The sequence below is a fragment of the Vibrio sagamiensis NBRC 104589 genome, from assembly GCF_007990935.1.
GTDB classification, from domain to species: Bacteria; Pseudomonadota; Gammaproteobacteria; order Enterobacterales; family Vibrionaceae; genus Vibrio; species Vibrio sagamiensis.
In genome coordinates this window covers 1-22369 of record NZ_BJXJ01000023.1, presented here as the reverse complement: position 1 = coordinate 22369, position 22369 = coordinate 1, and the positions used below count along the sequence as shown (strand labels likewise).

The window sequence follows — 22369 nt, the reverse complement described above, 5'->3', positions numbered from 1 at the left end:
GAGCCTTGAGCTCCCTAGATATCAAAGAATCTCAAAACCTTGGCGATTAAGCATGTCAATCAGATCGATAAGTGGTAAACCGACCAAAGTATTCGGGTCCTTGCCAACGAGCTTAGTGAACAAACAGATCCCCATTCCTTCGCTTTTAAAACTACCAGCACAGTAGAATGGTTCTTCTTTATCGACATAAGCCTCGATTTGCTGACGGTTTAAATCTCGGAAATGTACTTCAAAGGTGTCGATGCCGACTTCGGTATGGCCTGTTTTGGTGTTGTGAACTGCAAGGCCAGTATAAAAAGTAATCGCTTGTCCACTTTGTGCCATGAGTTGTTTTATGGCATTTTCGCGGTTCAATGGTTTGCCGACGATCTTGCCGTTAATCACACAAACTTGATCACTGCCAATGACAAGACTGTGTTTATCAGGGTTGCAAGCCTTGGCTTTGTTTATCGCAAGTCGTTTGACCAAATCAATGGGCAGCTCTTCAGCTAGAGGTGTTTCATCACATTGAGGAGAGAGGCAAGTGAATGGAATAGAGAGTTTTTCCAGCAGTTGGCGACGAAATGGGGAAGTTGAGGCTAAAACAAGTTGGTAATTTTTCATTTTGAATTACAATTCGATTATGCATGACCAATAGGATAATCGATCAAAAACGATTTTGGCTAATGCTTTGATACCTTAAGTAAGCTTAAGATATGATGTTCAGTGAGTTAAGCAAAGGGTATTGATCTTTCGTGCTGATTTTTGTCTCGAACGAAATTTAATCAGTAAAGTTCAATAGACCCAAGGTATTCGTGCAAAAAAGTATAACTTTTTTGCCTTTTTCTTTGACTAATTTTGATTTGGAAGATAAGATTCGCGCCCTATGCAAAAGGTAAAAATACCGCGAACAGTTGACCCAGCAAAAGCTGCACAAAAACGATTAGACTTTGATGGCATCATCCAAGCTAGTCTTTTCAAGCGCTTAGCCGAAACAACTGAAGGCGTTAAACGCGACGCAGAAGTCTCATTGTCATTTGAGATAGATGAACAGCGACTCGTAGTTATCTCTGGTAAAGCTAACATCGAAGTCGACTTAGAATGTCAGCGTTGTAATGAGGTATTCACACATTGCTGTGAAGTTGAATTTCTCTACACTCCTTACTATGGTGAGAAGACGGAAGAGGAAGCACCGGAAATCTATGATTTGGTAGATCTTAATGATTACGGTGAACTGGACCTCATTCAACTTGTTGAAGACGAGTTCATCTTAACATTGCCTCAAATAGCGATGCACGATGAAGCGGATTGTAGCGTTGATTCAAATAACATGGTTTTTGGTGAAATTCCTGAAGAAATTGAGGAAGAAAAGCCGAATCCATTCGATGTTTTGAAAAATCTGAAAAACGATTGATGTGGTAGTCAAGTCGATTCAGTTTTTTTAACCCAATAGTATAGGAGTAGGGTCAATGGCCGTACAAAAAAACCGTAAAACTCGTTCTAAGCGCGGTATGCGTCGTTCACACGATGCGCTAACTACAGCTGCACTTTCTGTAGACGCGACTTCTGGTGAAACTCACCTACGCCACAACGTAACTGCTGAAGGTTACTACCGTGGTAACAAGGTTATCAACAAGTAAGGTTGAACCTTTGCAAACGATTACCGTTGCACTTGATGCAATGGGCGGGGACTTCGGTCCACGCGTAACAGTGCCTGCCGCCGTGCAGGCACTGTCTCATTTCCCAGAGCTAAAAGTGATCCTAGTAGGTGATCAGGTTTCGATCACGTCTCAACTCACACAACTTAATGCCTTAAACCATTCTCGGCTTGTGATTCAGCACAGCGAGAAAGTCATCTCAAATTCAGAAAAACCCTCATTAGCGTTACGTAATAGCCAAAATAGCTCAATGCGTACAGCAATCGAACTCGTTGCAGAAAATGAAGCCGATGCCTGTGTCAGTGGGGGAAATACCGGCGCCTTGATGGCCTTATCCCGCTATATCATCAAATTATTACCCGGAATTGAGCGACCTGCTTTAGTATCGGCACTTCCTACCATTCAAGGGCAACGAACTTGGATGTTGGACTTGGGAGCGAATGTCTCTTGCGATGCAGACAGCTTATTTCAGTTTGCGGTGATGGGCAGCGCGCTCGCACAAGAGCATTTAGAACAACCTGCGCGTGTTGCTATACTTAACATCGGCTCAGAAGAGATTAAGGGAAATGATCTGGTAAAACGCTGTGCTGAGATGCTTTCTCAAACTGACTCAATCAATTTTGTCGGTTATATTGAAGGTGATCAAATTTTTTATGATGTCGCTGATGTGATTGTTTGTGACGGTTTCGTCGGTAACGTATGCTTAAAAGCTTGTGAAGGGACAGCCCAACTCTTTATCGATAAAATAAAAGCCAATCTAATGACATCTTCGATTAAGGGTTGGATTGCTAGAAAGTTGTTTTCTGGGCTATTTAATGACCTAAAAACACTGAACCCCGACCAGTATAATGGTGCAAGTTTGCTAGGATTGCGTAATATTGTCATCAAAAGCCATGGAAGTGCGGATATATCTGCGATTGTCAATGCACTTGGCGAAGCAGTACACGAAGTCAAACGACAAGTACCAAGCCGTATTAGCGATCGCCTAGAAGCGGTTTTACTCGAGAGGCATTATTAGTCTTCATGCATAGCAAAATTTTAGGTACTGGCAGCTACTTGCCATCTCAGGTGCGTACTAACGCAGATTTAGAGAAAATGGTAGAGACCAGTGATGAGTGGATCGTCACTCGCACTGGAATAAAAGAACGTCGAATCGCAGCTGATAACGAGACCGTCGCAGATATGGCGTTCTTCGCAGCTGAAAACGCCATAGACATGGCCGGCATTGATAAAAATGATATCGACTTAATCATAGTTGCAACCACCAGCGGCAGCCACGCTTTTCCTTCATCTGCATGTCAGGTACAAGCAAAGCTTGGTCTTAAAGGGTGCCCAGCATTTGACATCGCTGCAGCTTGTTCTGGCTTTGTCTATGCTTTGTCGGTTGCTGACCAACACGTCAAATCAGGCATGTGTAAAAATGTTTTGGTGATTGGCGCAGATACGTTATCTAAAACCTGTGACCCAACAGACCGCTCAACCATCATTCTATTTGGAGATGGAGCAGGTGCGGTTGTGGTGAGCGCGAGCGAAGAGCCTGGCATTTTGTCAACTCATATCTACGCAGATGGTCAATTTGGCGAATTACTCAGCCTTGAAGCACCTAAACGTGGACAAGATGCTGATAAGTGGTTACACATGGCAGGTAACGAAGTCTTCAAAGTTGCAGTAACACAGCTGTCTAAACTCGTTAAAGATACACTTGCTGCTAATGGTATGCATAAATCGGAACTTGACTGGTTGGTACCACACCAAGCCAACTACCGTATTATCTCAGCGACAGCGAAAAAACTCTCTATGTCATTAGATCAAGTTGTTATTACACTTGATAAGCATGGCAATACTTCTGCTGCAACGGTACCAACTGCCTTGGATGAAGCTGTCCGTGATGGCCGAATTAAACGTGGTCAGACTCTTCTTTTAGAAGCTTTTGGCGGCGGTTTCACTTGGGGTTCTGCGCTCGTTAAATTCTAACGTTATTTTAAGCATTTCTTTTTAAGGTGCGCCACGATGGCGCATCTTATTCTTTTACTTTTCTAAAGGGAAAAATCATGAGCAAGTTTGCTATCGTATTTCCGGGGCAGGGTTCTCAAGCTGTAGGTATGCTTGCAGAACTAGGCGAACAATATGACGTAGTAAAACAAACCTTTGCAGAAGCATCCGATGCTTTAGGTTATGACTTATGGGCGCTTGTTCAAAGTGGGCCTGCGGAAGATTTAAATCAGACTTTCCGTACACAACCTGCTTTACTTGCGGCTTCTGTTGCTATCTGGCGTGTTTGGCAAGAACTTGGCCTCGAACAACCTGCTAACCTTGCAGGTCATAGTTTGGGTGAGTATTCTGCACTGGTATGTGCGGGTGTTATTGATTTTAAAGAAGCAATTAAACTGGTCGAACTACGTGGTCAGCTTATGCAAGAAGCGGTTCCTGCAGGGACTGGCGCTATGTATGCGATCATCGGCCTTGATGATGCAGCCATTGCAAAAGCCTGTGAAGAAGCGGCTCAAGGTGATGTTGTGTCTCCAGTTAACTTTAACTCGCCTGGCCAAGTTGTGATTGCGGGCAGTAAAGAAGCTGTCGAGCGTGCTGGTGCCTTATGTAAAGAAGCAGGTGCTAAACGTGCACTGCCTTTACCAGTGTCAGTACCATCACACTGTGCCTTAATGAAGCCAGCAGCAGAAAAGTTAGCGGTTGCACTAGAGTCTATTGAATTCAACGCTCCTCAGCTTCCAGTCATCAACAACGTTGATGTGGCGGCAGAAACGGATCCTGCAAAAATCAAAGGTGCCCTTGTTCGTCAGTTACACTGCCCAGTGCGTTGGACTGAGAGCGTGCAGTTAATGCATGAACAAGGTGTTGAAAGTCTGCTTGAATTTGGACCTGGTAAAGTCCTTACTGGTCTAACAAAACGTATCGTGAAAACACTAAGTGCAGCAGCAGTTAATGATGTTGTTTCACTAGAAGCAGTGAAATAATCCATTCACGATCTGAAAAGGAAAAGATAACATGATGAATCTTGAAGGTAAGATTGCGTTAGTAACAGGCGCAAGCCGTGGCATAGGTCGTGCGATTGCAGAGCTGTTGGTTGAACGTGGCGCAACCGTGATTGGTACAGCGACATCTGAAAATGGTGCGGCTTCAATCAGTGAATATTTAGGTGAGAACGGTAAAGGCCTTGCTTTGAACGTCACCGATATTGAGTCTGTCGAAGCGACTTTGAAAACGATCAATGATGAATTTGGCGTCATTGATATCTTGGTTAATAATGCAGGCATTACTCGCGATAATTTGCTAATGCGTATGAAAGATGACGAGTGGAACGACATTATTAACACCAACCTTACTCCTATTTATCGCATGTCAAAAGCGGTACTTCGTGGCATGATGAAAAAACGTGCGGGCCGTATTATCAATGTTGGCTCTGTTGTAGGAACAATGGGTAATGCAGGTCAAGCTAACTACGCTGCAGCAAAAGCCGGTGTAATTGGTTTTACTAAATCAATGGCTCGTGAAGTGGCTTCAAGGGGTATCACTGTCAACACAGTTGCGCCAGGTTTTATTGAAACAGATATGACTAAAGCACTCAACGATGATCAACGTACAGCAACATTATCGAATGTACCAGCGGGCCGTCTTGGCGATCCGCGAGAAATTGCTTCTGCTGTTGTGTTTTTAGCGTCATCTGAGGCAGCTTACATTACAGGTGAAACTTTGCATGTTAATGGTGGCATGTATATGGTTTAATGCACAGAACTGAGAATTAGGTCGTTTTAATTTGTTGAAAATGTCCTACAGTTGCAGTTAAATGTCGTTAAATTATTATGTCTGTGTACAAGAATTGTGCATGAATTCAGTTAAAAATGTATTGAATTTCGGTTAATTTCACTAAAATTGTGGTTTGACCAGCAAGGACCCCCTTGCAACTTTCAATAGTTCGCATAAACTACGGAATTATCGCATTAGGCGAAATCTGTAAAGGAAAAGAAAATGAGCAACATCGAAGAACGCGTAAAAAAAATCATTGTTGAACAACTAGGTGTAGACGAAGCAGAAGTTAAAAACGAAGCTTCTTTTGTTGACGATCTAGGTGCTGATTCTCTAGATACAGTTGAACTAGTAATGGCTTTAGAAGAGGAGTTCGATACTGAAATCCCTGATGAAGAAGCAGAGAAAATCACTACAGTTCAAGCTGCAATCGACTACGTAAACAGCGCTCAGTAATTATCTCTCCCAGGCGGTCACCTTGACCGCCTGTGTTTTCTCTAATATCTTCAATTCCTCACATAAACAAACATTCAATTCTTCGGAGTATTATATCGTGTCCAAGCGTCGTGTAGTTGTCACTGGCATGGGTATGTTGTCGCCGGTAGGCAACACAGTAGCATCATCTTGGAAAGCCCTGCTGGAAGGTCAAAGTGGTATTGTTAATATCGAACATTTTGATACAACCAATTTTTCAACCCGTTTTGCAGGTCTTGTCAAAGATTTTGATTGTACTGAATATATGTCTAAAAAAGATGCACGAAAAATGGATCTTTTTATTCAATATGGCATTGCAGCAGGTATCCAAGCTCTTGATGACTCTGGCTTAGAAATTACGCAATCAAATGCAGACCGAGTAGGAGTTGCAATCGGTTCTGGTATCGGTGGTCTTGACCTTATTGAAACGGGGCATACAGCGCTTGTTGAAAAAGGCCCACGCAAAGTCAGCCCATTTTTTGTTCCTTCGACGATTGTTAATATGGTCGCGGGTAACTTATCTATTATGCGTGGTCTTCGTGGCCCTAATATTGCTATTTCTACAGCATGTACTACAGGCCTTCACAATATTGGTCATGCTGCTCGTATGATTGCTTACGGTGATGCAGAGGCTATGGTTGCTGGTGGTGCAGAAAAAGCATCGACTCCACTCGGTATGGCAGGTTTCGGTGCTGCCAAAGCACTGTCTACACGCAATGATGAGCCTCAAAAAGCTTCTCGTCCATGGGATAAAGGCCGTGATGGTTTTGTTCTTGGTGATGGCGCGGGTGTTATCGTATTAGAAGAATATGAACATGCGAAAGCTCGTGGCGCTAAAATATACGCAGAACTGGTTGGTTTCGGTATGTCGGGTGATGCTTACCATATGACTTCGCCAAGTGAAGATGGTTCTGGTGGTGCACTTGCGATGGAAGCGGCAATGCGTGATGCGAACATCACGGGTACCCAAGTTGGTTATGTGAATGCACACGGTACTTCGACACCTGCTGGTGATGTGGCCGAAGTGAAGGGCATTAAGCGAGCATTGGGTGAAGAGGGTTCCAAGCAGGTATTGGTATCATCAACTAAGTCCATGACAGGCCACTTACTTGGTGCTGCGGGGTCTGCGGAAGCGATCATTACTATCATGTCATTGGTTGATCAAATTGTTCCTCCAACAATCAACCTTGATGATCCAGAAGAAGGCTTAGATATTGATCTCGTTCCTCATACAGCCCGTGAAGTCGAGATGGAATACGCAATTTGTAACTCGTTTGGCTTTGGTGGTACGAACGGTTCACTGGTATTCAAAAAGTTTGCTGAGTAAATACAACGACAAGCTTTTCTAAAATGAGGCTTGTAATCTAACGGCTCGATGCTTAGCATTGGGCCGTTTTGTTTTATTCATTCATCAAACATTAGGTAGCTTGAATATGTTTTTGGTAAACGGAATGCCGCACACTCATGTGCCCATCGGTGACCGCAGTTTTCAATATGGTGATGGTTGTTTTAGTACCATATTGACCAAACAGGGTAAATTGGTATTTTGGCCTGAACATATCGAGCGACTTGAAGCGTGTCTCACTGCTTTACACATCCCATTGCCTGATTGGCAACAGGTTTTGGATTGGGCCAATCAACTGGTTTTAAGCGATGGCCTTGGTGGTATCAAAATCCATATTAGTCGCGGGGAAGGTGGGCGAGGTTATAGTCCCGTTGGACTCAATCAACCCACGGTGACAGTGACCAGCTTTGACTACCCCTCTCATTATCTACAATGGCAAGAAAATGGTTTAGCACTGGGTGTATGTCAAACGCAGTTAGGCATCCAACCCATGCTTGCCGGCCATAAACATAATAATCGCTTGGAGCAAGTGATGGCCAAAGCTGAATTGGAAGGCAGTGGGTTTGCTGACGCAGTGATGCTAAATATCAACCATCATCTTATTGAAACGACAATGGCCAATCTTTTTTGGCTACAGGATAATCAAATTTATACGCCTGATTTGAGTCTATCAGGTGTGGCTGGAGTGATGCGCAGAAAAGTGTTAACGAATCTACAAAGCCAAGGTTACACCACTCATATTGGTATGTTCACTTTAGATGACTTAGTGCAAGCGGAAGAAATGTGGATCTGCAACGCGCTACTTGGTGTTGCTCCTATTACCCATTTATCCAACCCGGAATATAATCAGACGTTTTTGATTGGAAAGCTCACTCGACAACTTCAAAGGAATTTAAATACGTGATAAAAAAACTATTGGCTTTTATTGTACTTGTCGCGGCGCTTTTAGCTGCAGGTCTTTTTTACGCTATCTCACAAACAAAGCAGTACGTAAATGAGCCGATTCTCATTGAGCAACCTCAGCTCTTTACGGTAGAAAATGGCACGAACTTTCACCGCCTGATGCGTCAGTTAGTGAAGGAGAAGATCATCGAATCATCAGACTACACGCGATTAATGCCGCGTCTTTATCCACAACTATTAAATATAAGAGCAGGCACCTACCAACTTGAGCCTAATGTATCGTTGTACCAAGCTCTGCAGCTTTTCAATACAGGCAAAGAGCACCAGTTCTCGATCACCTTTGTTGAAGGGAGCCGTTACAGTGATTGGGTTAAACAACTCAGAGCGGCACCAAATATCCAGCACGATTTAGCAGGGCTGTCTGAAAAAGAAGCGGCAAAGAAACTCAATATCGAGCAAGACAAACTTGAAGGTCTTTTTTTGGCTGAAACTTATCACTTCACTTCTGGGACCACGGAAAGCCAGATACTTCGCCGAGCACACAATAAATTAAACCGTGTCCTAGAAAGCCATTGGGCATCACGCCAGCAGAAGTTACCTTTAAAAGATGCTTATGCTGCCTTGATCTTGGCATCAATCATCGAAAAAGAAACTTCGATTGATAGTGAACGAGCACGAGTTTCATCAGTATTCATTAACCGCCTAAACAGAGGCATGCGTTTACAAACTGATCCGACGGTTATCTATGGAATGGGCGATGCTTATCAAGGCAATATTCGCAAAAAAGACTTACGTACACCAACACCATATAATACTTATACGATTAATGGATTGCCTCCAACACCAATTGCAATGGCAGGTGAAGCCTCTATTGCAGCAGCATTAAACCCAGACAGCAGTCGCTATTTGTATTTTGTTGCCAGTGGTAAAGGTGGACACGTCTTTTCGAAGTCCCTTGCTGAACATAACCGAGCTGTGCGAGCCTACTTAAAAGAGTTGAGAAAAAACAAATGAAGAAAGCAAACTTTATTGTCGTCGAAGGCCTAGAGGGTGCGGGCAAGAGTACCGCGATTAAAACAGTTTTAGAAACCCTGAACGCCGCCGGTATCCACGATGTCGTTAACACTCGTGAACCAGGAGGCACGCCATTGGCTGAAAAAATGCGTCAGTTGGTAAAAGAAGAGCATCAGGGCGAAGAACTGAAAGATATGACTGAACTTCTGCTGCTTTATGCCGCACGCGTTCAGTTAGTGGAAAATGTCATTAAGCCAGCACTGGCAAACGGACAGTGGGTTGTCGGTGACCGTCATGATCTTTCATCGCAAGCTTATCAAGGTGGTGGACGTCAAATGGATGCGGCTTTGATGAAAAACCTTCGTGATACAACGCTAGGTGACTTTAAACCGGCTTTGACTTTATACATGGATATTGATCCTAGTATTGGTCTAGAACGAGCTCGCGGAAGAGGCGAGCTGGATCGTATCGAAAAAATGGACATCAGCTTTTTTGAGCGTACCCGTGAACGTTATTTAGAATTAGCGCATACCGACGACGCTATTACAGTGATTAATGCCGAGCAGGGAATAGATGAAGTGGCTTACGATATCAAAGCCGCATTGACCGCTTGGCTAGAGCAATCATCAAAACCGGAGTGATTCATGTTAAATGATTACCCTTGGTTAGAACCTGTGTGGACAAACCTAAAAACGAGTTTAGAGCTTGATAGAATCTCGGGTGCCTTGTTGTTCCACTCTGACAAAGATTTAGGAACCGAAAAGTTGGCTGAGGCTTTGAGCTACACTTTAATCTGCCAAAATGATAAGAGCGAAGCGTGTGGTTTCTGCCACAGTTGCCAATTAGTTCAGTCGCAAAGCCATCCTGATTTACACTGGATCAAGCCAGAAAAAGAAGGTAAGTCGATCACGGTTGATCAAATTCGCTTAGTAAATCGACTGGCTCAAGAGTCTGCTCAGCTTAATGGCTATCGAGTGTTTATTATTGCACCTGCAGACGCCATGAATGAATCTGCTTCTAATGCGCTATTGAAAACTTTGGAAGAGCCGGGACAAAACTGCGTTTTTCTTTTGCTTACGGAGCATCAAGAGATCTTGTTGCCGACCATTAAAAGCCGCTGTCAAAAGTGGACAGTCACCTCACCATCGGCACAACAAGCGACAGATTGGTTGAGCCAACATACGCAAAATACGATTCCTGCTTATGCGCTTAAATTAAATATGGGCTCTCCGCTTGCGACATTAGCGGCATTAAAAGAAGGCGAGTTAGAGGCCTACCAGAAATTTGAAAACAGCCTAATTGACGCTTTATTATCGCCAAATGCAAACCTATTTCATTGTGCATCTTTGTTTGGTCAATACCCAAACAAAGCACTCGATTGGGCGTGGCTTTTGCTCAGTGACGCTCAGAAAGTACACTTTGGACTGACCGTTCCTGAGCAACTGCCCGGCGCTGTGCGTTTTACATCCGTTCACTTCGATGGTTTGCACCGTTCAGCCAACAAACTCTTAGAACTGAAACAACAACTTCACCGCTTTTCAGGTTTAAACCTAGAGCTTTTATCAATCAACTGGTTAATTGAATCACGAGAGGAACTATGTTCGTAGATTCGCACTGTCATTTAGACAAATTAAATTACGACGATCTTCATACAAGTGTTGAAGATGTGATTAACAAGGCACAGCAAGCTAATGTCAAAGAACTGCTATCTGTTGGTGTAACAATGGATGCTTTTCCAAAAATGTTGGAAATGATTATGCCTTATGAAAATGTACATGCTTCGTGTGGTGTTCACCCACTGGATGTCGATAGTGTATTTTCACTGGAAAAACTTCGGCAGTACGCTTCATATGACAAAGTTGTTGCTATTGGTGAAACCGGTTTAGATTATCACTACAAACCAGAAACCGCAGCTTTACAAAAAGAGCGTTTCGAACAGCAGGTTGAACTGGCAGTAGAGTACAATAAGCCATTGATTATCCATACCCGAAATGCTCGTCATGATACATTGGATATTCTTAAAAATGGTAACGCACAAAAATGTGGTGGCGTGATTCATTGTTTTACAGAAGATTTACCTTTTGCTGAAGCTGCAATGGAACTGGGCTTTTATATTTCGATCTCGGGTATTGTAACTTTCCGCCAGGCAACAGAGCTGAAAGAAGTAGTTAAAGCATTACCTCTAGAAAGACTTTTGATCGAAACAGATTCCCCTTATCTTGCCCCGGTTCCTCATCGTGGCAAAGAAAATCAACCAGCTTACGTCGTTGAGGTTGCAGCGTATATTGCTCAGTTAAGAGGATGTTCCCTATTTGAAGTAGGTCAAAAAACGACGGAGAATTTCCATACTCTTTTTTTGCGGTAAAAAATTAATCCTGACAATTAATAGCATGGTAGAGTCTGCTATTTTGTATAAGTGTAAATTAAATAAGCAGTTTAAGGTGGGTTCATCTACTTTTTAAAGTAATTGTATTTAATTTACTCAAATGTAATTTTGTTACCTAAAATAACAAGTTTGTCTCTTGTTATTTACACGTCTTTACGATGGGGATTAAATATAAATCATAAAATACAGCTACTTGTGATTATTCTTTTGGTTTTAGAGTGAATTGCCCAGATGTGATCTGAAGCTTATTTTGAAACTAAATTTCATAACTTTGTAGAAAGTATGAAGGGCCTCAAGATATATTTAGAGGCGAAAAATATAATGTCTTAGCTTACGGCATTTAATAAGAGTACTTGCATCAGGCGACGGGGGTGTGCCGCGAGTAATCTTAATTACTTATCATTTATCAGGAGCATAAACGTATGAAAAGTTTCTTTAGTAAACTTTCACAAGCTATTATGTTACCAATTGCCTTGTTACCTGCTGCAGGTATCATGTTAGGTATTGGTGGTAGTTTTACAAACCAAGCAATGATTGACGCATACCAAATTGGTGCGTTAGAAGACGGAAGTATTCTAAATAGCTTCCTTCAAGTAATGACAGCTGCAGGTAGTATCGTTTTTGCTAACTTGCCTGTTATGTTTGCCCTTGCAATCGCTGTCGGTTTTGCTCGTGCGGAAAAAGGTGCAGCGGCATTGGCTGCTTTGATTTCATATCTTGTAATGAACGTGGTAATTGCAAAGACGTTAGTTGTGGCGAACATGATTAACCTTGATACTAATACCGTTGTTCTTATGGGGAAAGAATACCCTGGTGTTCTTGCAGATATGTTGGGTATTACGAACACGCTAAGTATGGGGGTGTTCGGTGGCCTAATTGCTGGTGCGGTAACGGTTGTTCTACATAACAAATACCACGATGTAAAACTGCCTGATTATCTTGGTTTCTTCGGTGGTGCACGTTTCGTTCCTATCATTAGTGCTTTCTCAGCGCTATTCTACGGTATTGCATTAACCTTTATTTGGCCTTTCTTTGGTGCAGCGTTTGGTGCGATAGGTTCGGCATTAGGTGAGTTGACGGCTTCTGGTCATGGTTACATTGCGTCATTTATCTTTGGTGTTATTGAACGTGCACTGATTCCTGTTGGTTTACACCATGTTTTCTACCTACCTTTATGGCAGACAGAAATCGGTGGCACAGCAGAAATTGCAGGAGAAGTGATCAAAGGTACGCAAAATATTTTCTTCCAATCTCTGGCAACAAGCGACTTCTCACAGTTTACTTCAACTAACTTTATGACGGGTAAATTCCCATTCATGATGTTTGGTTTGCCTGCAGCGGCTTACGCGATGTACACACTTGCAGATGAAGAAAATAAGAAAGCAGCAGGCGGTCTTTTATTCTCGGTTGCATTAACGGCATTTTTGACAGGTATTACAGAGCCTATCGAATTTACGTTCCTATTCCTATCGCCATTCTTATACTACGCAATTTATGTTCCTTTGGCCGGTCTTTCTTTTATGCTGATGGACATGCTCAACGTGAAAGTTGGTATGACATTTAGTGGCGGTTTCATTGACTTTACATTATTCGGTTTATTGCCTGGTGTTACGGGTGCTGAAAACAACTGGTACTACATTGTCCTAGTTGGTCTGGCTTACGCAGTGGCTTATTTCTTTATTTTCCGCTGGTTCATTGTTAAATTTGATATTAAAACACCGGGCCGTAAAGGTAGTGCTGTTGCGGTTGTTTCTAAGAAAGATTATCAAGCATCTAAAGGCGGTGCCGGTAGTTCTGACAAAGCTAAGATGATGATTGATGCTTTGGGAGGAGCTGAGAATATCGTTGACGTTGATGCGTGTATTACTCGCTTACGCATTTCGGTTAAAGACAATGGTCAAGTAAAAGAGAATGACTACTGGACTCAAGAATTGGGTGCAAAAGGTTTAGTTAAAGTTGGTGACACGGGTATTCAGGCAATCTATGGTGCTGAAGCTGCGGGTTACAAAGCTCAAATTAACTCGTTGCTTGGTAAATAATGAACGCAGCAAGAAAGTTTAGAAGAACAGGTGCATTTGTTATTGATGTGATGATTGCTAAAATGTTTACTCAAGTGGTACTTTCATTACTCGCACTCATCACTGCAAATGTATTTGATTCTGGCATCTTACATCTTTCGTTGAATGATGATATGGCTTTGCCCACGTTGTGGATGCTTATGGTCATAATACTGATGTCGTTTATTGGTGTTTATATTGGTTACTGCTCAATCTGTTATAATCTGCTAGGGAAGTCTCTTGGGAAATACTTACTGCAGGTAGAGCAGGTTGAGATAGATAAGGTGCCAAATATAAGCCGATACCTTAAACGTGAGAGAAAAAAGATTTTCTTGCTTTTGTCAACATTGGGCTTTTACTACCTTTACGTAGGTATTCAATATTACCTTTATGACGTTGAACCACTTGCATAAAGCCACCCTCGCATAAGAATTTATGCCATTGGTTACGTGAGTTAAGCACGTTGCATATCCAAGATATTGAGATGAAAAGCCATTAAAATCCGAGTACTTAAGTACTCGGATTTTTTATTTTACTTTCAGTTTTATTAATATTAGAGTGTTCGTAATATCTAATTCCCTATATAAGGGATATTAGGAATGTACTGTGTTGTAGCTGGCTTTGAAATTATTGAATAGAATGGAAATTATGAAAAAAATACTCGTTTTGGCGACATTACTGCCAGGTTTATCCATGGCCAAAGGTCAAATGGAAGGACTTGAAGTAGGGATGGCTATGGATCAAGGTTTGAGCGTTGTGATTGAAGCTAACGATCAATACCGAGGTACCGTTGGTAATGATGGTATTGCGTTTGATTACATTGCTCTTCGTGGCTCATTCGCTAACAAAATGCCTTTTACGTGGTATGTGGGTGCAGGTGCTTGGAATGAATGGGATGATGGATTTGGCCTTCGAGCTCCATTGGGCTTAGATTGGAACTTTGCTAAACAATGGAATTTGTATGGACAAGTTCATCCAGAACTTGATTTGAACGATGATTTAGATCTTCACATAGGTGCTGCGGTTGGTATTACCTACGGTTTTTAGCCCTTTGATGGCAAGCGTTTTTAAATCGACATCTTAAATAACACGTGAAAGATAGTTTACCTGTTCAATATCACACCCAAGTGATCTCAAGATGCATGATTCAGAGTGATGTCATTTGGGTATATTCCTGTTCTTGATAAAAAGTAACATGAAAAATTGTGATTTAGTCTATTCATTATTGAAATTAATATTTAGAAGGAAAACACCAACAAGACGGCTCCATTTTCTTCCTTGAGTTTGGCACAATGCTCTCGCTTTGTATTACTCAGTTTGAAGTTATTGAATATAATTAGTAAAACAATTCTCCATCAGTAAAATTCAAATAAAATCCCATGCTATCAGTAATCTTTATCTATATAGTCTATCGATAAGATTTAAAATTACTGCTTTGGAAGGAATAAAATGCCTGGTTCTACCACCCCAATCTTCAGTCGCATTGCTTCAGTTGATGTCCCTAGTTCCAATGGGATTGCCACAGATAAAAGACTCAATATTAAACAAATTGAAAACACCAATGAAAGAAAAACTGGATTTTCTAATACTCTAAATTGGTTTAAAAGCTTCGACAGAGAAAGTTCTGATTTAAATAAAATAAACATGAAACAAGAGCTGCAGCAACGCCAGTTGAAATCATCGTACATCCCAGAGTCAGCTAAATCACATGTTCAAAATAATATTTCACTAAAAGATAAAAAAGAGAACTCCGGAGCTTTAACACCTTCATCAGCACTTGTAGCACCTCCGCCACCGCCACCGCCACCGCCACCGAAACCGTCTATGGCACCTCCGCCACCGCCTCCGCCACCGCTGATGTCTAGGGCCCCACTTCCTAAACCAACAGTTGCAACACAACAAAGTATTGGTGTCAAATTTGAAGATCAGTTGGCTGCAAAAGTTGCCGCTCGTGCGGGAAAAATGACAGAATCAAAAACGAGTGAAAAATTAATTCAAACTGCTAGGGCAACGGAGTCTGGCATGACGGACTTCGATGCCGCCTGTCGTTCATTAGCTGATGGATTTGATTTCACATTAGATGCTGTCCAATATATGAGTACTCTTGCAACAGAAAAAGATTTAAGCGATCCAAGTGATATTAAAGAGTTCAAAGATAAGTTCAGTTCATCTGAAGCATTTCGTCAAAAAATCACTGATAAGGCTGTTTTGAATTTGTTTTTAGCCCCATTCGGGAACAGTCATGGGGATGAATTGGAAAAATTTAAAAACCAAGTAACGACTAAACTAGACAATGACGAAAAGTTGGACTTGAAAAAAGAATTTTCAAGATTAGAAAATCAGCTATCTTTGAGTAAAGAAGCCTTGGGAAACACAATTCGTTCACATTATCTGCCTTCAGCTGAAAGTTCTTTAAATACATTGATTAAAGCCAACAACAAATTATTAACGAAAAAAAGCTCTCAACACAGTGGTGAACTGCAGGTTAAGTTGAGCGATATTAGTAATGCTAGACTCAATGAACCCAAAACTTACCTGTCTCTTCTAAAAGGTGAATTAACGAGCAAAGAGTTGCCTCGTGATAAAGCCGAAAATTTAGTTGAACAACTTGCAAGCACTTTACCTGAGCTTGATGTCAGTGATAGGGTGGCCATTAAGGCAATGTTGGCTGATTTACTGGCAAGAATGAGCTAATGTTTATTTTGTTTTCATAAGATGAACTTACTTTTTATAGTGATGAGTTTCGTTGTGTAATTGCTTGTATGTTTTCGTACTTTAGTAATATCTAAGTACTTAAGAACCTGAACGTCGTAGTTACTATTGGAAACCATTACAAAGTGACTCGATCCCCAAGTGCTCTCGAAAACTTTAGCAGAGGCGCTTGGGGGATGCTTTTTTCCAATTCTTTCCTGATTCTTATCGTGTTTACCACTTTTCGCTAAATATAGGGATATTGAAATGGCGGAGATCTTGCATCCATAGCAATTACTCAAGGAGAAATTTGCTCAATAGGCTTTATTCATCTATATCCTTATTATGGCAGTTAAAAATCGATCAATTATTTTGGTTAATTTATCTGAAGTAGTTGACCTTAGGCTATAAATGGAGGAAGCACCAATGGAATATGAACTTAAGGCAGCCTTGTCCATCACGGTAACGGTATTTACTGTGTTGATTTCTTTTGCGGCGGTTGCAATATCGGCAGCCTAATTACTGAGGTTACTCCAAAAATACGCAATCGTGGTCTCATTACTGATCATCATGTTGAACTTGACTTCAAGACCTATGAACAATTTCGTCATGGTAAAACAGCACTGATTGCTCAAGGAGGAGGACAAAGAGGTATCTTCACCTCTGGAGTTCTTGATGCCTTTTTATTAGCAGATTTCGATCCCTTCGATGTTTTCTATGGAACTTCGGCAGGAGCATTGAACATTTGTGCTTATCTATGCCGTCAAAAAGGGATGGGTAAAGCATTCACAACCGAATTGACTCAATCGAAAGAGTTTTTCAACCTCATTCGCTATATACGTAATAAACAGCACATGAGGCTTGAATGGGCATTAGACCGGATTAAGAAACCGCCTTTCAATTTGGATTTAGCTTACGGACAAGCCATTTTGGGCCCTCGTCAGGCCTTTGCGGCTGTAACCGATATTGATACTTTATCGGATCAATATCTTCCGTTATTTGGAGATGATTGGGAGCGCACAATGATTGCAACCTGCGCTATTCCAAAATTGTATCAAGGGCCTGTCTCTATTCAAGGTAAACGTTTTGTTGATGGCGGAATAGCAGCTTCAATTCCGGTTCAAGAGGCATGGAGGCATAATGCTCGCCACATTGTGGTGATCCGTACCGAACCTTTTAGTGATAAAGAGTTTTCACAGCAAGTTTCGACTAATTCAATCGTTCAAGAATGGTTGTATGAACCTTATCAAAATATACAAGAATCTTGGCAGCAAAAGAAAAATCAGTGGGTAGCTGAGTGGGGACAGTTTTTAAAACAGAAGATCACTCTCGCGCAAGGGGCCGTGCAACCAAAACAACCTATTTTAAACGGAGGCCGTTGGTTATTTGGAGCGGATAATCTGTATCGCTTAAGTCACTTAATCGGTGAAAACTTCGATTCAGGTTTAGCAGACATGTTAATGATTCATTATCAGACTTTCGAGCTGACTCAAGAGTTTCTTGCCTCTCCACCCGATGATGCATTTATCCTACAACTTGCACCAACAACTGATCTTAAATCATCATCATTAATGAGTACACCTGAAGCTTTAGAACATGATTATCAGTTAGGGCTTAAAATTGGTGGCCACTTCGTACAATTATATAATGAGTTAACCAAACCAAGGTGATATCCGATAGACATGCCTAAACCTACCGTTTCATTTTCTACCAATTAATTCAAATTTTTCATAAATAAAAATGAAAAAGTCAGATTAATGTTACCTTTTTAGTTTTGTTTTTTTTATCTTTTTTTCACAAATAATTGTTTTTATTGTAAATATTTCTTAATTACTTTGAATAACCTTGAGATTGACTACTTTTCAGTTAACTTATCCGGCAAATTATTCATCAAACATTTGTCATGACACTGCAAAGAATTGTTGGTATTTCGTTGGTCTTTCCGTGCTTTTATTTAATTAGCAATACTGCATGTGCTAAAAAATTAGGTGAGCTTGATCACTCCAACGTAAATACGCAAACCGAAAAACAATCAAAGAACACACAACCAGATATATACGTTAAGTTTTTTTTCTATGGTGACGAAGAAGAAAAGCTTCAAGTCTTGTTAAATATGGGGACGTATTGTCGTGAGGAAATTCAGCCGAGTGGGGCTACACAAATTCAATGTGGTCCATACTCAGCAGAACAATGGCAAACTATTGAGCCTCTTATTTACAACATTACTAATGAGTATCGGGTATATCATTCAACAGGTAACAACTTACCGAGTTTGGATCTTATTGCTGAACAACAAAAGTCAACCCATCCGTATCTCAATACTTTAACGGCAGAATTGGTGGCGATCAGCCAACAGCAATATCAAAACGGTAATCTCAAAACTTATCAAGAACAGTTGCCTTCTCGTGCAGTTGCAAGTGGTGTGAGTCTGTCTGAACAATGGCTATCACAAGCTTGGGGGGATGCAAAGCTTGATATTGGTTTGTCGTTAAACGCAGGTCATCAGTGGGCATTTGATCATGTAGAAGCATTGTTACCTTTTTGGCAGCAGGATGATCAATCATTATGGTTTGTCCAAGCTGGGGCATTATTTAACCGTGATAACTTTCACGGTCGTGATTTTGCCCATATTGGTTTGGGGTACCGTCAGTTGGATGACGAGCAATATTTCGGTATTAATAGCTTTATTGATTACGATCTCTCTCGTCAACATAGGCGTATGAGTGTCGGTGCCGAGTACGGTATCAATTATTTTACCTTTACTTCCAATGTCTACTTTCCTATCTCTGATTGGAAAGACTCTCCTGATTTATATGAAGGGATGAATAGCTTGGTTGAGCGAGCGGCGAAAGGTTGGGATTTATCTCTTGATACCTATTTACCGATCGATAATCGAGTGAAATTCAACCTAACTGCTGGACAATATTTAGGCCGTTATGTTGAGCATATGGATGGCAGTCTACCGAGTGAAGACCCTTACCATTTCAGTGTGAACGCCGAGTTTAACCCAGCACCAGAATGGGGGCTGACACTCGGATATCAACGCGAGCAAGGTGCCAAAGACCAATACTTTGCTGGTGTGAATTATACCCTGTCATTAAGTGGATTATATCAAGGTGAACATCGTCAATCTCAACAAAGTTTAATACCTAAAAAAGAGCGCTTAACTGAGTTTGTTCAGCGTGATCATAATATGGTCTTGGAATACAAGCAGAAGTATGCCGACATTAGTATCCACCTGCCCGAGTCTGCGCTGGTCGAAGAAAACAGCCAGCAAATGGTCGCGAATTGGATGGAGGTTAAAGGTGGCGCCGATATCGTCAGTTATCAATGGCAAGGTGAAGCAGCTCAGTATCTTAATGATACCCAATCAGCCAAACCGATTTTCCAAGTGCCAGCATATCGTTATGACGGCTTAAACCAATTGTCACTGCAAGTTGTTTACCAATTACGAAGTGGTGAGGTGAAGCAGTCCAATGTCATGAAGATCAAAGTCACGGACAGCAAAGTTCTTGAGTCTCTAGAATTTGTGCCGTCTAGTGCACTTGCCGGAGAAAATATCACCGCTAAGGCCAAATTGAATAAAGCGGTCAAAGATGTGCCTATGGCCTTTGCAATCACCGCTGAGGATTTACAAGATTTGACGGTCAACGGTGAGCCTATCGAACTTAATCAGCAGAAAAATACCCTGCAATTAGAGGCTAAAACCGATGAGCAAGGGATAGCTCAGCTTGTGCTTAACAGTAGTAAAGGACAAAAAATCACGGTCAACGCAATTTATGATCACAATCAAGAAGAGAGTAAGTCTGGCGAAATTGAATGGACACAGAAAACCCATTACCAAGTGAAAATTTTTCATGCAGGCCAGGAGGCCGGTAAAGAGGGAAGTGATTCAGAATCTTTAATGACTTTACAAACCTTGAGTGCGTTTGTGTTTGAAGAAGAGGGTGCGGTTATTACGGATTTGTCTAAGTTTAAATTTCAGTGGTGGCGTAGAGCCCATGATAGTAATGGTGAATTTGAAAAAATTACAGGTGCCACGCAGCAAAGATATCGCCTAAAAGGCCAAGACCAAGGTTATCAATTTAAAGTATCCACAACGAATTAAACAATCATCAATAACTAATACAAAAAGAAATACTGAGGAAATAATGAAAAAATCAGCAATCACATTGGGTCTTATTCTAGGTGGTTTAACCGCAGGTGCAGGTGCGGGTGCAGATAATGAAAGTGCTATGACCAATGTAGTCAATGGTCATGCTCCAACGATTAATGCTCCGAGTTTAGTAAATAACGCTCTAACATGGGACTCGAATGAAGTCATTCTTGAGCTGAATGAAGCTCCTAAGGATGCGGCTTCTGATGAAGATGGTGATGACTTAACGCAGCTTGACATATGGGTAACACCTAAAAATTCGAATGAAAGACTTTTTGAGTTACATGACCAGCCTCTTGAATCAGTAACACAAGTAGCTCTAAATAATATTGATATGGAAACCATAAAAAATAAAGAGCTAAAGCTTTATTGGAAAGTAAAGTCAGATTATGGTTTCCCAGTTGACACAAAAGAATCTCAACCAGTCAGCACTGATTTCAGCATAATCGCAGACCTAACTGTGACGATTACACAAAGCGTTTCTGTTAATGATGTTATTACCATTACGGCGACGGACGGAGGTAACTTCACGCTTGCCGAATCGAACCTTGAACTAAGCTTGGAAGGCACTCAAGGGGACGGTATGTATGACAAAGCTCTCGCACAACAAAAACTAGACGCGGCTACGAGAACTCCTGTGGATTCCACTACATTAACGATTACAGCACCAAAAGAAATTCAGGGTTATAAGGTTGTTGCAACTGTTACTAAAGATAGTATCTCATCTGTTCGTTCAAAACTTCGTTAATCACTTTTTCAGCGGGCTATCTTAAGCCCGCTTTTTCTCGTTATGGGTAACAGGTCATGAAGTCTCGTTTTATTACTCTTTTTTTAGCACTTGGCGCAACGTCATCGACGGCTGCAACGCCCTGTGCGGTAGATAAAGTTTGCGCACAAACCCAAATTATTGAAGGTCATGGTTTTAGCAATGCAGCTCCAACGTTAGAAATCGCTTCAGATGAGCATCACACCATAGGTATAGGCACAATCAAAGTATCGCCGCCCGCTACAGAAGATCAAGATGGTGATCTCGTTGACATGCTAAAGGTTGAGTATCATTGGTGTGTGAATGCAGAAAACTATTGCTTCCCACAAAAAAACCGAGAATTAACGATTGCCCCAGATCAAATCGATAAAGTTTTCACTAAGGGAGTAGGTTTCAAAGCTTTATCAGTAAGCTATAGCGGAGAAATGCAAAAAGGTTACCCTGAGTCAACGCGCAGATTTCAAAGTGACCCACTGCCTGTGGCATTAGAATATCCAGCGGATTTCACTAATGGGATTTGTTATGAAGCCGGCAATCAAGCGGTAACTCAGATGGTAATTAACACTGATGCTTTAGAAGGAGAAACTCACACTCATAATTTAGAGTTTCCTAACATGGCGCTCGGTTCATTGCCTGGAGAGTTGAGTAAAACGGCGACTTCTGGGGGAATAAATATTACAGACGTTGCCAACAACTTTATTCCAACATTTCAAGAAAAGGCCTTACCTGAACACTTAACCGTTAGATACTGTCATGACGCTTGTAGAGAATGGGTAGAGTTTGAAGCAACAAAGATCCCTACAGGAGGTCAAGGTGCTCCCACTATTTATCAGGCTGATAATATCGGTAAGGTATCCGACGGTATATCTTTATCAGAGTTTAATTTTCAAATAAAAGCGAAGCCCGGTAAGGATTATCGGACGAATATGGTGCACTGTACGCAATTTTAATATGTGTGTCCACTTGAATCACATTCATTGCTTACTCAATGAAACTATAGGAATAAAAAATGAAACACCTGACCAAGATTATCATGGAATATACACCCCTTTATACACTATTACTGACAGGCTTTGCCAGCATACCTGCGGTGCATGCTGCACAAATAACCCAAGATATAGCAACAAACTATGGTTCATCCAGCATTGTTAATAGTCAACAATGTCTTGACAATA

Annotated in this window: 23 protein-coding genes; 22 read left to right on the top strand and 1 reads right to left on the bottom strand. The window is 41.4% G+C overall.

The window, feature by feature from the left end:
• Positions 1-21 precede the first annotated feature (21 nt).
• Complete coding sequence (locus VSA01S_RS12320) at positions 22-603, bottom strand: Maf family protein (RefSeq protein ID WP_039981409.1); 582 nt, start codon at positions 601-603, stop codon at positions 22-24.
• A 262-nt stretch (positions 604-865) separates the two neighbouring features.
• Between VSA01S_RS12320 and yceD the strand changes: the two genes are divergently transcribed.
• The 22 genes from yceD to VSA01S_RS12205 all read left to right on the top strand — a co-directional run bounded on the left by yceD (position 866) and on the right by VSA01S_RS12205 (position 22144).
• Entirely contained in the window at positions 866-1393 is a 528-nt protein-coding gene (yceD, locus tag VSA01S_RS12315) for a 23S rRNA accumulation protein YceD (RefSeq protein ID WP_039981408.1), read from the top strand.
• Positions 1394-1448: 55 nt separating this feature from the next.
• The gene (rpmF, locus tag VSA01S_RS12310) at positions 1449-1619 is read left to right on the top strand and encodes a 50S ribosomal protein L32 (RefSeq protein ID WP_021707869.1); all 171 of its coding nucleotides are present in this window, start codon (positions 1449-1451) and stop codon (positions 1617-1619) included.
• Between the two features lie 10 nt (positions 1620-1629).
• Positions 1630-2655: a phosphate acyltransferase PlsX gene (gene plsX, locus VSA01S_RS12305; RefSeq protein ID WP_039981405.1), complete on the top strand. Its 1026-nt coding sequence runs from the start codon at positions 1630-1632 to the stop codon at positions 2653-2655.
• 5 nt (positions 2656-2660) lie between these two features.
• Positions 2661-3611, top strand: a complete 951-nt coding sequence (locus VSA01S_RS12300; RefSeq protein ID WP_039981404.1) for a beta-ketoacyl-ACP synthase III — start codon at positions 2661-2663, stop codon at positions 3609-3611.
• Positions 3612-3688: 77 nt separating this feature from the next.
• The gene (gene fabD / locus VSA01S_RS12295; RefSeq protein ID WP_039981402.1) at positions 3689-4612 is read left to right on the top strand and encodes an ACP S-malonyltransferase; all 924 of its coding nucleotides are present in this window, start codon (positions 3689-3691) and stop codon (positions 4610-4612) included.
• 34 nt (positions 4613-4646) lie between these two features.
• Positions 4647-5381, top strand: coding sequence for a 3-oxoacyl-ACP reductase FabG (gene fabG, locus VSA01S_RS12290; RefSeq protein ID WP_039981462.1), 735 nt, complete (start codon positions 4647-4649; stop codon positions 5379-5381).
• Positions 5382-5624: 243 nt separating this feature from the next.
• Positions 5625-5858, top strand: coding sequence for an acyl carrier protein (gene acpP / locus VSA01S_RS12285; protein WP_004406112.1), 234 nt, complete (start codon positions 5625-5627; stop codon positions 5856-5858).
• A gap of 97 nt (positions 5859-5955) precedes the next feature.
• Positions 5956-7203 (top strand): beta-ketoacyl-ACP synthase II, encoded by a 1248-nt coding sequence (fabF, locus tag VSA01S_RS12280; RefSeq protein WP_039981400.1) that lies wholly within the window; start codon positions 5956-5958, stop codon positions 7201-7203.
• 106 nt (positions 7204-7309) lie between these two features.
• Positions 7310-8125, top strand: coding sequence for an aminodeoxychorismate lyase (gene pabC / locus VSA01S_RS12275; RefSeq protein ID WP_039981399.1), 816 nt, complete (start codon positions 7310-7312; stop codon positions 8123-8125).
• Positions 8122-9138, top strand: a complete 1017-nt coding sequence (gene mltG, locus VSA01S_RS12270) for an endolytic transglycosylase MltG (protein ID WP_039981397.1) — start codon at positions 8122-8124, stop codon at positions 9136-9138. The genes pabC and mltG overlap by 4 nt, the downstream gene beginning before the upstream one ends.
• Positions 9135-9779 carry a dTMP kinase gene (gene tmk, locus VSA01S_RS12265; RefSeq protein WP_021707861.1) on the top strand — a complete coding sequence of 215 codons (645 nt, stop codon included), beginning with the start codon at positions 9135-9137 and terminating at the stop codon, positions 9777-9779. The genes mltG and tmk overlap by 4 nt, the downstream gene beginning before the upstream one ends.
• Before the next feature lie 3 nt (positions 9780-9782).
• A complete protein-coding gene (locus tag VSA01S_RS12260; RefSeq protein WP_039981395.1) occupies positions 9783-10745 on the top strand; it encodes a DNA polymerase III subunit delta' in 963 nt (320 codons plus the stop codon).
• Complete coding sequence (locus VSA01S_RS12255) at positions 10736-11503, top strand: TatD family hydrolase (RefSeq protein ID WP_039981393.1); 768 nt, start codon at positions 10736-10738, stop codon at positions 11501-11503. The genes VSA01S_RS12260 and VSA01S_RS12255 overlap by 10 nt, the downstream gene beginning before the upstream one ends.
• A gap of 443 nt (positions 11504-11946) precedes the next feature.
• Positions 11947-13563 carry a PTS transporter subunit EIIC gene (locus tag VSA01S_RS12250; protein WP_039981392.1) on the top strand — a complete coding sequence of 539 codons (1617 nt, stop codon included), beginning with the start codon at positions 11947-11949 and terminating at the stop codon, positions 13561-13563.
• Positions 13563-13994, top strand: a complete 432-nt coding sequence (locus VSA01S_RS12245; RefSeq protein ID WP_039981390.1) for an RDD family protein — start codon at positions 13563-13565, stop codon at positions 13992-13994. The genes VSA01S_RS12250 and VSA01S_RS12245 overlap by 1 nt, the downstream gene beginning before the upstream one ends.
• A gap of 232 nt (positions 13995-14226) precedes the next feature.
• A complete protein-coding gene (locus tag VSA01S_RS12240) occupies positions 14227-14628 on the top strand; it encodes a hypothetical protein (protein WP_039981461.1) in 402 nt (133 codons plus the stop codon).
• Positions 14629-15030: 402 nt separating this feature from the next.
• Positions 15031-16275 carry a hypothetical protein gene (locus VSA01S_RS20025; protein WP_039981388.1) on the top strand — a complete coding sequence of 415 codons (1245 nt, stop codon included), beginning with the start codon at positions 15031-15033 and terminating at the stop codon, positions 16273-16275.
• Between the two features lie 423 nt (positions 16276-16698).
• Positions 16699-16791, top strand: coding sequence for a cytochrome bd-I oxidase subunit CydH (cydH, locus tag VSA01S_RS12225; protein ID WP_158000774.1), 93 nt, complete (start codon positions 16699-16701; stop codon positions 16789-16791).
• Positions 16792-16811: 20 nt separating this feature from the next.
• On the top strand, positions 16812-17942 hold the full coding sequence (locus tag VSA01S_RS12220) for a patatin-like phospholipase family protein (protein WP_039981385.1): 1131 nt from the start codon (positions 16812-16814) through the stop codon (positions 17940-17942).
• A 233-nt stretch (positions 17943-18175) separates the two neighbouring features.
• Positions 18176-20380 carry an inverse autotransporter beta domain-containing protein gene (locus VSA01S_RS12215; protein ID WP_039981383.1) on the top strand — a complete coding sequence of 735 codons (2205 nt, stop codon included), beginning with the start codon at positions 18176-18178 and terminating at the stop codon, positions 20378-20380.
• A gap of 43 nt (positions 20381-20423) precedes the next feature.
• Entirely contained in the window at positions 20424-21176 is a 753-nt protein-coding gene (locus VSA01S_RS12210; protein ID WP_039981381.1) for a hypothetical protein, read from the top strand.
• Between the two features lie 56 nt (positions 21177-21232).
• Positions 21233-22144, top strand: coding sequence for a hypothetical protein (locus VSA01S_RS12205; protein ID WP_039981379.1), 912 nt, complete (start codon positions 21233-21235; stop codon positions 22142-22144).
• The last annotated feature ends 225 nt before the right edge of the window (positions 22145-22369 follow it).

What these genes read in the sequence shown, in the direction of transcription:
- rpmF (WP_021707869.1), top strand. Translation starts at nt 1,449, where the DNA reads ATGGCCGTACAAAAAAACCGTAAAACTCGTTCTAAGCGCGGTATGCGT.
- VSA01S_RS12320 (WP_039981409.1), bottom strand. Translation starts at nt 603, where the DNA reads ATGAAAAATTACCAACTTGTTTTAGCCTCAACTTCCCCATTTCGTCGC.
- cydH (WP_158000774.1), top strand. Translation starts at nt 16,699, where the DNA reads ATGGAATATGAACTTAAGGCAGCCTTGTCCATCACGGTAACGGTATTT.
- VSA01S_RS12215 (WP_039981383.1), top strand. Translation starts at nt 18,176, where the DNA reads ATGACACTGCAAAGAATTGTTGGTATTTCGTTGGTCTTTCCGTGCTTT.
- VSA01S_RS12260 (WP_039981395.1), top strand. Translation starts at nt 9,783, where the DNA reads ATGTTAAATGATTACCCTTGGTTAGAACCTGTGTGGACAAACCTAAAA.
- VSA01S_RS12210 (WP_039981381.1), top strand. Translation starts at nt 20,424, where the DNA reads ATGAAAAAATCAGCAATCACATTGGGTCTTATTCTAGGTGGTTTAACC.
- VSA01S_RS12300 (WP_039981404.1), top strand. Translation starts at nt 2,661, where the DNA reads ATGCATAGCAAAATTTTAGGTACTGGCAGCTACTTGCCATCTCAGGTG.
- tmk (WP_021707861.1), top strand. Translation starts at nt 9,135, where the DNA reads ATGAAGAAAGCAAACTTTATTGTCGTCGAAGGCCTAGAGGGTGCGGGC.
- VSA01S_RS12205 (WP_039981379.1), top strand. Translation starts at nt 21,233, where the DNA reads ATGAAGTCTCGTTTTATTACTCTTTTTTTAGCACTTGGCGCAACGTCA.
- yceD (WP_039981408.1), top strand. Translation starts at nt 866, where the DNA reads ATGCAAAAGGTAAAAATACCGCGAACAGTTGACCCAGCAAAAGCTGCA.
- VSA01S_RS12255 (WP_039981393.1), top strand. Translation starts at nt 10,736, where the DNA reads ATGTTCGTAGATTCGCACTGTCATTTAGACAAATTAAATTACGACGAT.
- VSA01S_RS20025 (WP_039981388.1), top strand. Translation starts at nt 15,031, where the DNA reads ATGCCTGGTTCTACCACCCCAATCTTCAGTCGCATTGCTTCAGTTGAT.
- pabC (WP_039981399.1), top strand. Translation starts at nt 7,310, where the DNA reads ATGTTTTTGGTAAACGGAATGCCGCACACTCATGTGCCCATCGGTGAC.
- VSA01S_RS12250 (WP_039981392.1), top strand. Translation starts at nt 11,947, where the DNA reads ATGAAAAGTTTCTTTAGTAAACTTTCACAAGCTATTATGTTACCAATT.
- acpP (WP_004406112.1), top strand. Translation starts at nt 5,625, where the DNA reads ATGAGCAACATCGAAGAACGCGTAAAAAAAATCATTGTTGAACAACTA.
- VSA01S_RS12245 (WP_039981390.1), top strand. Translation starts at nt 13,563, where the DNA reads ATGAACGCAGCAAGAAAGTTTAGAAGAACAGGTGCATTTGTTATTGAT.
- fabG (WP_039981462.1), top strand. Translation starts at nt 4,647, where the DNA reads ATGAATCTTGAAGGTAAGATTGCGTTAGTAACAGGCGCAAGCCGTGGC.
- fabD (WP_039981402.1), top strand. Translation starts at nt 3,689, where the DNA reads ATGAGCAAGTTTGCTATCGTATTTCCGGGGCAGGGTTCTCAAGCTGTA.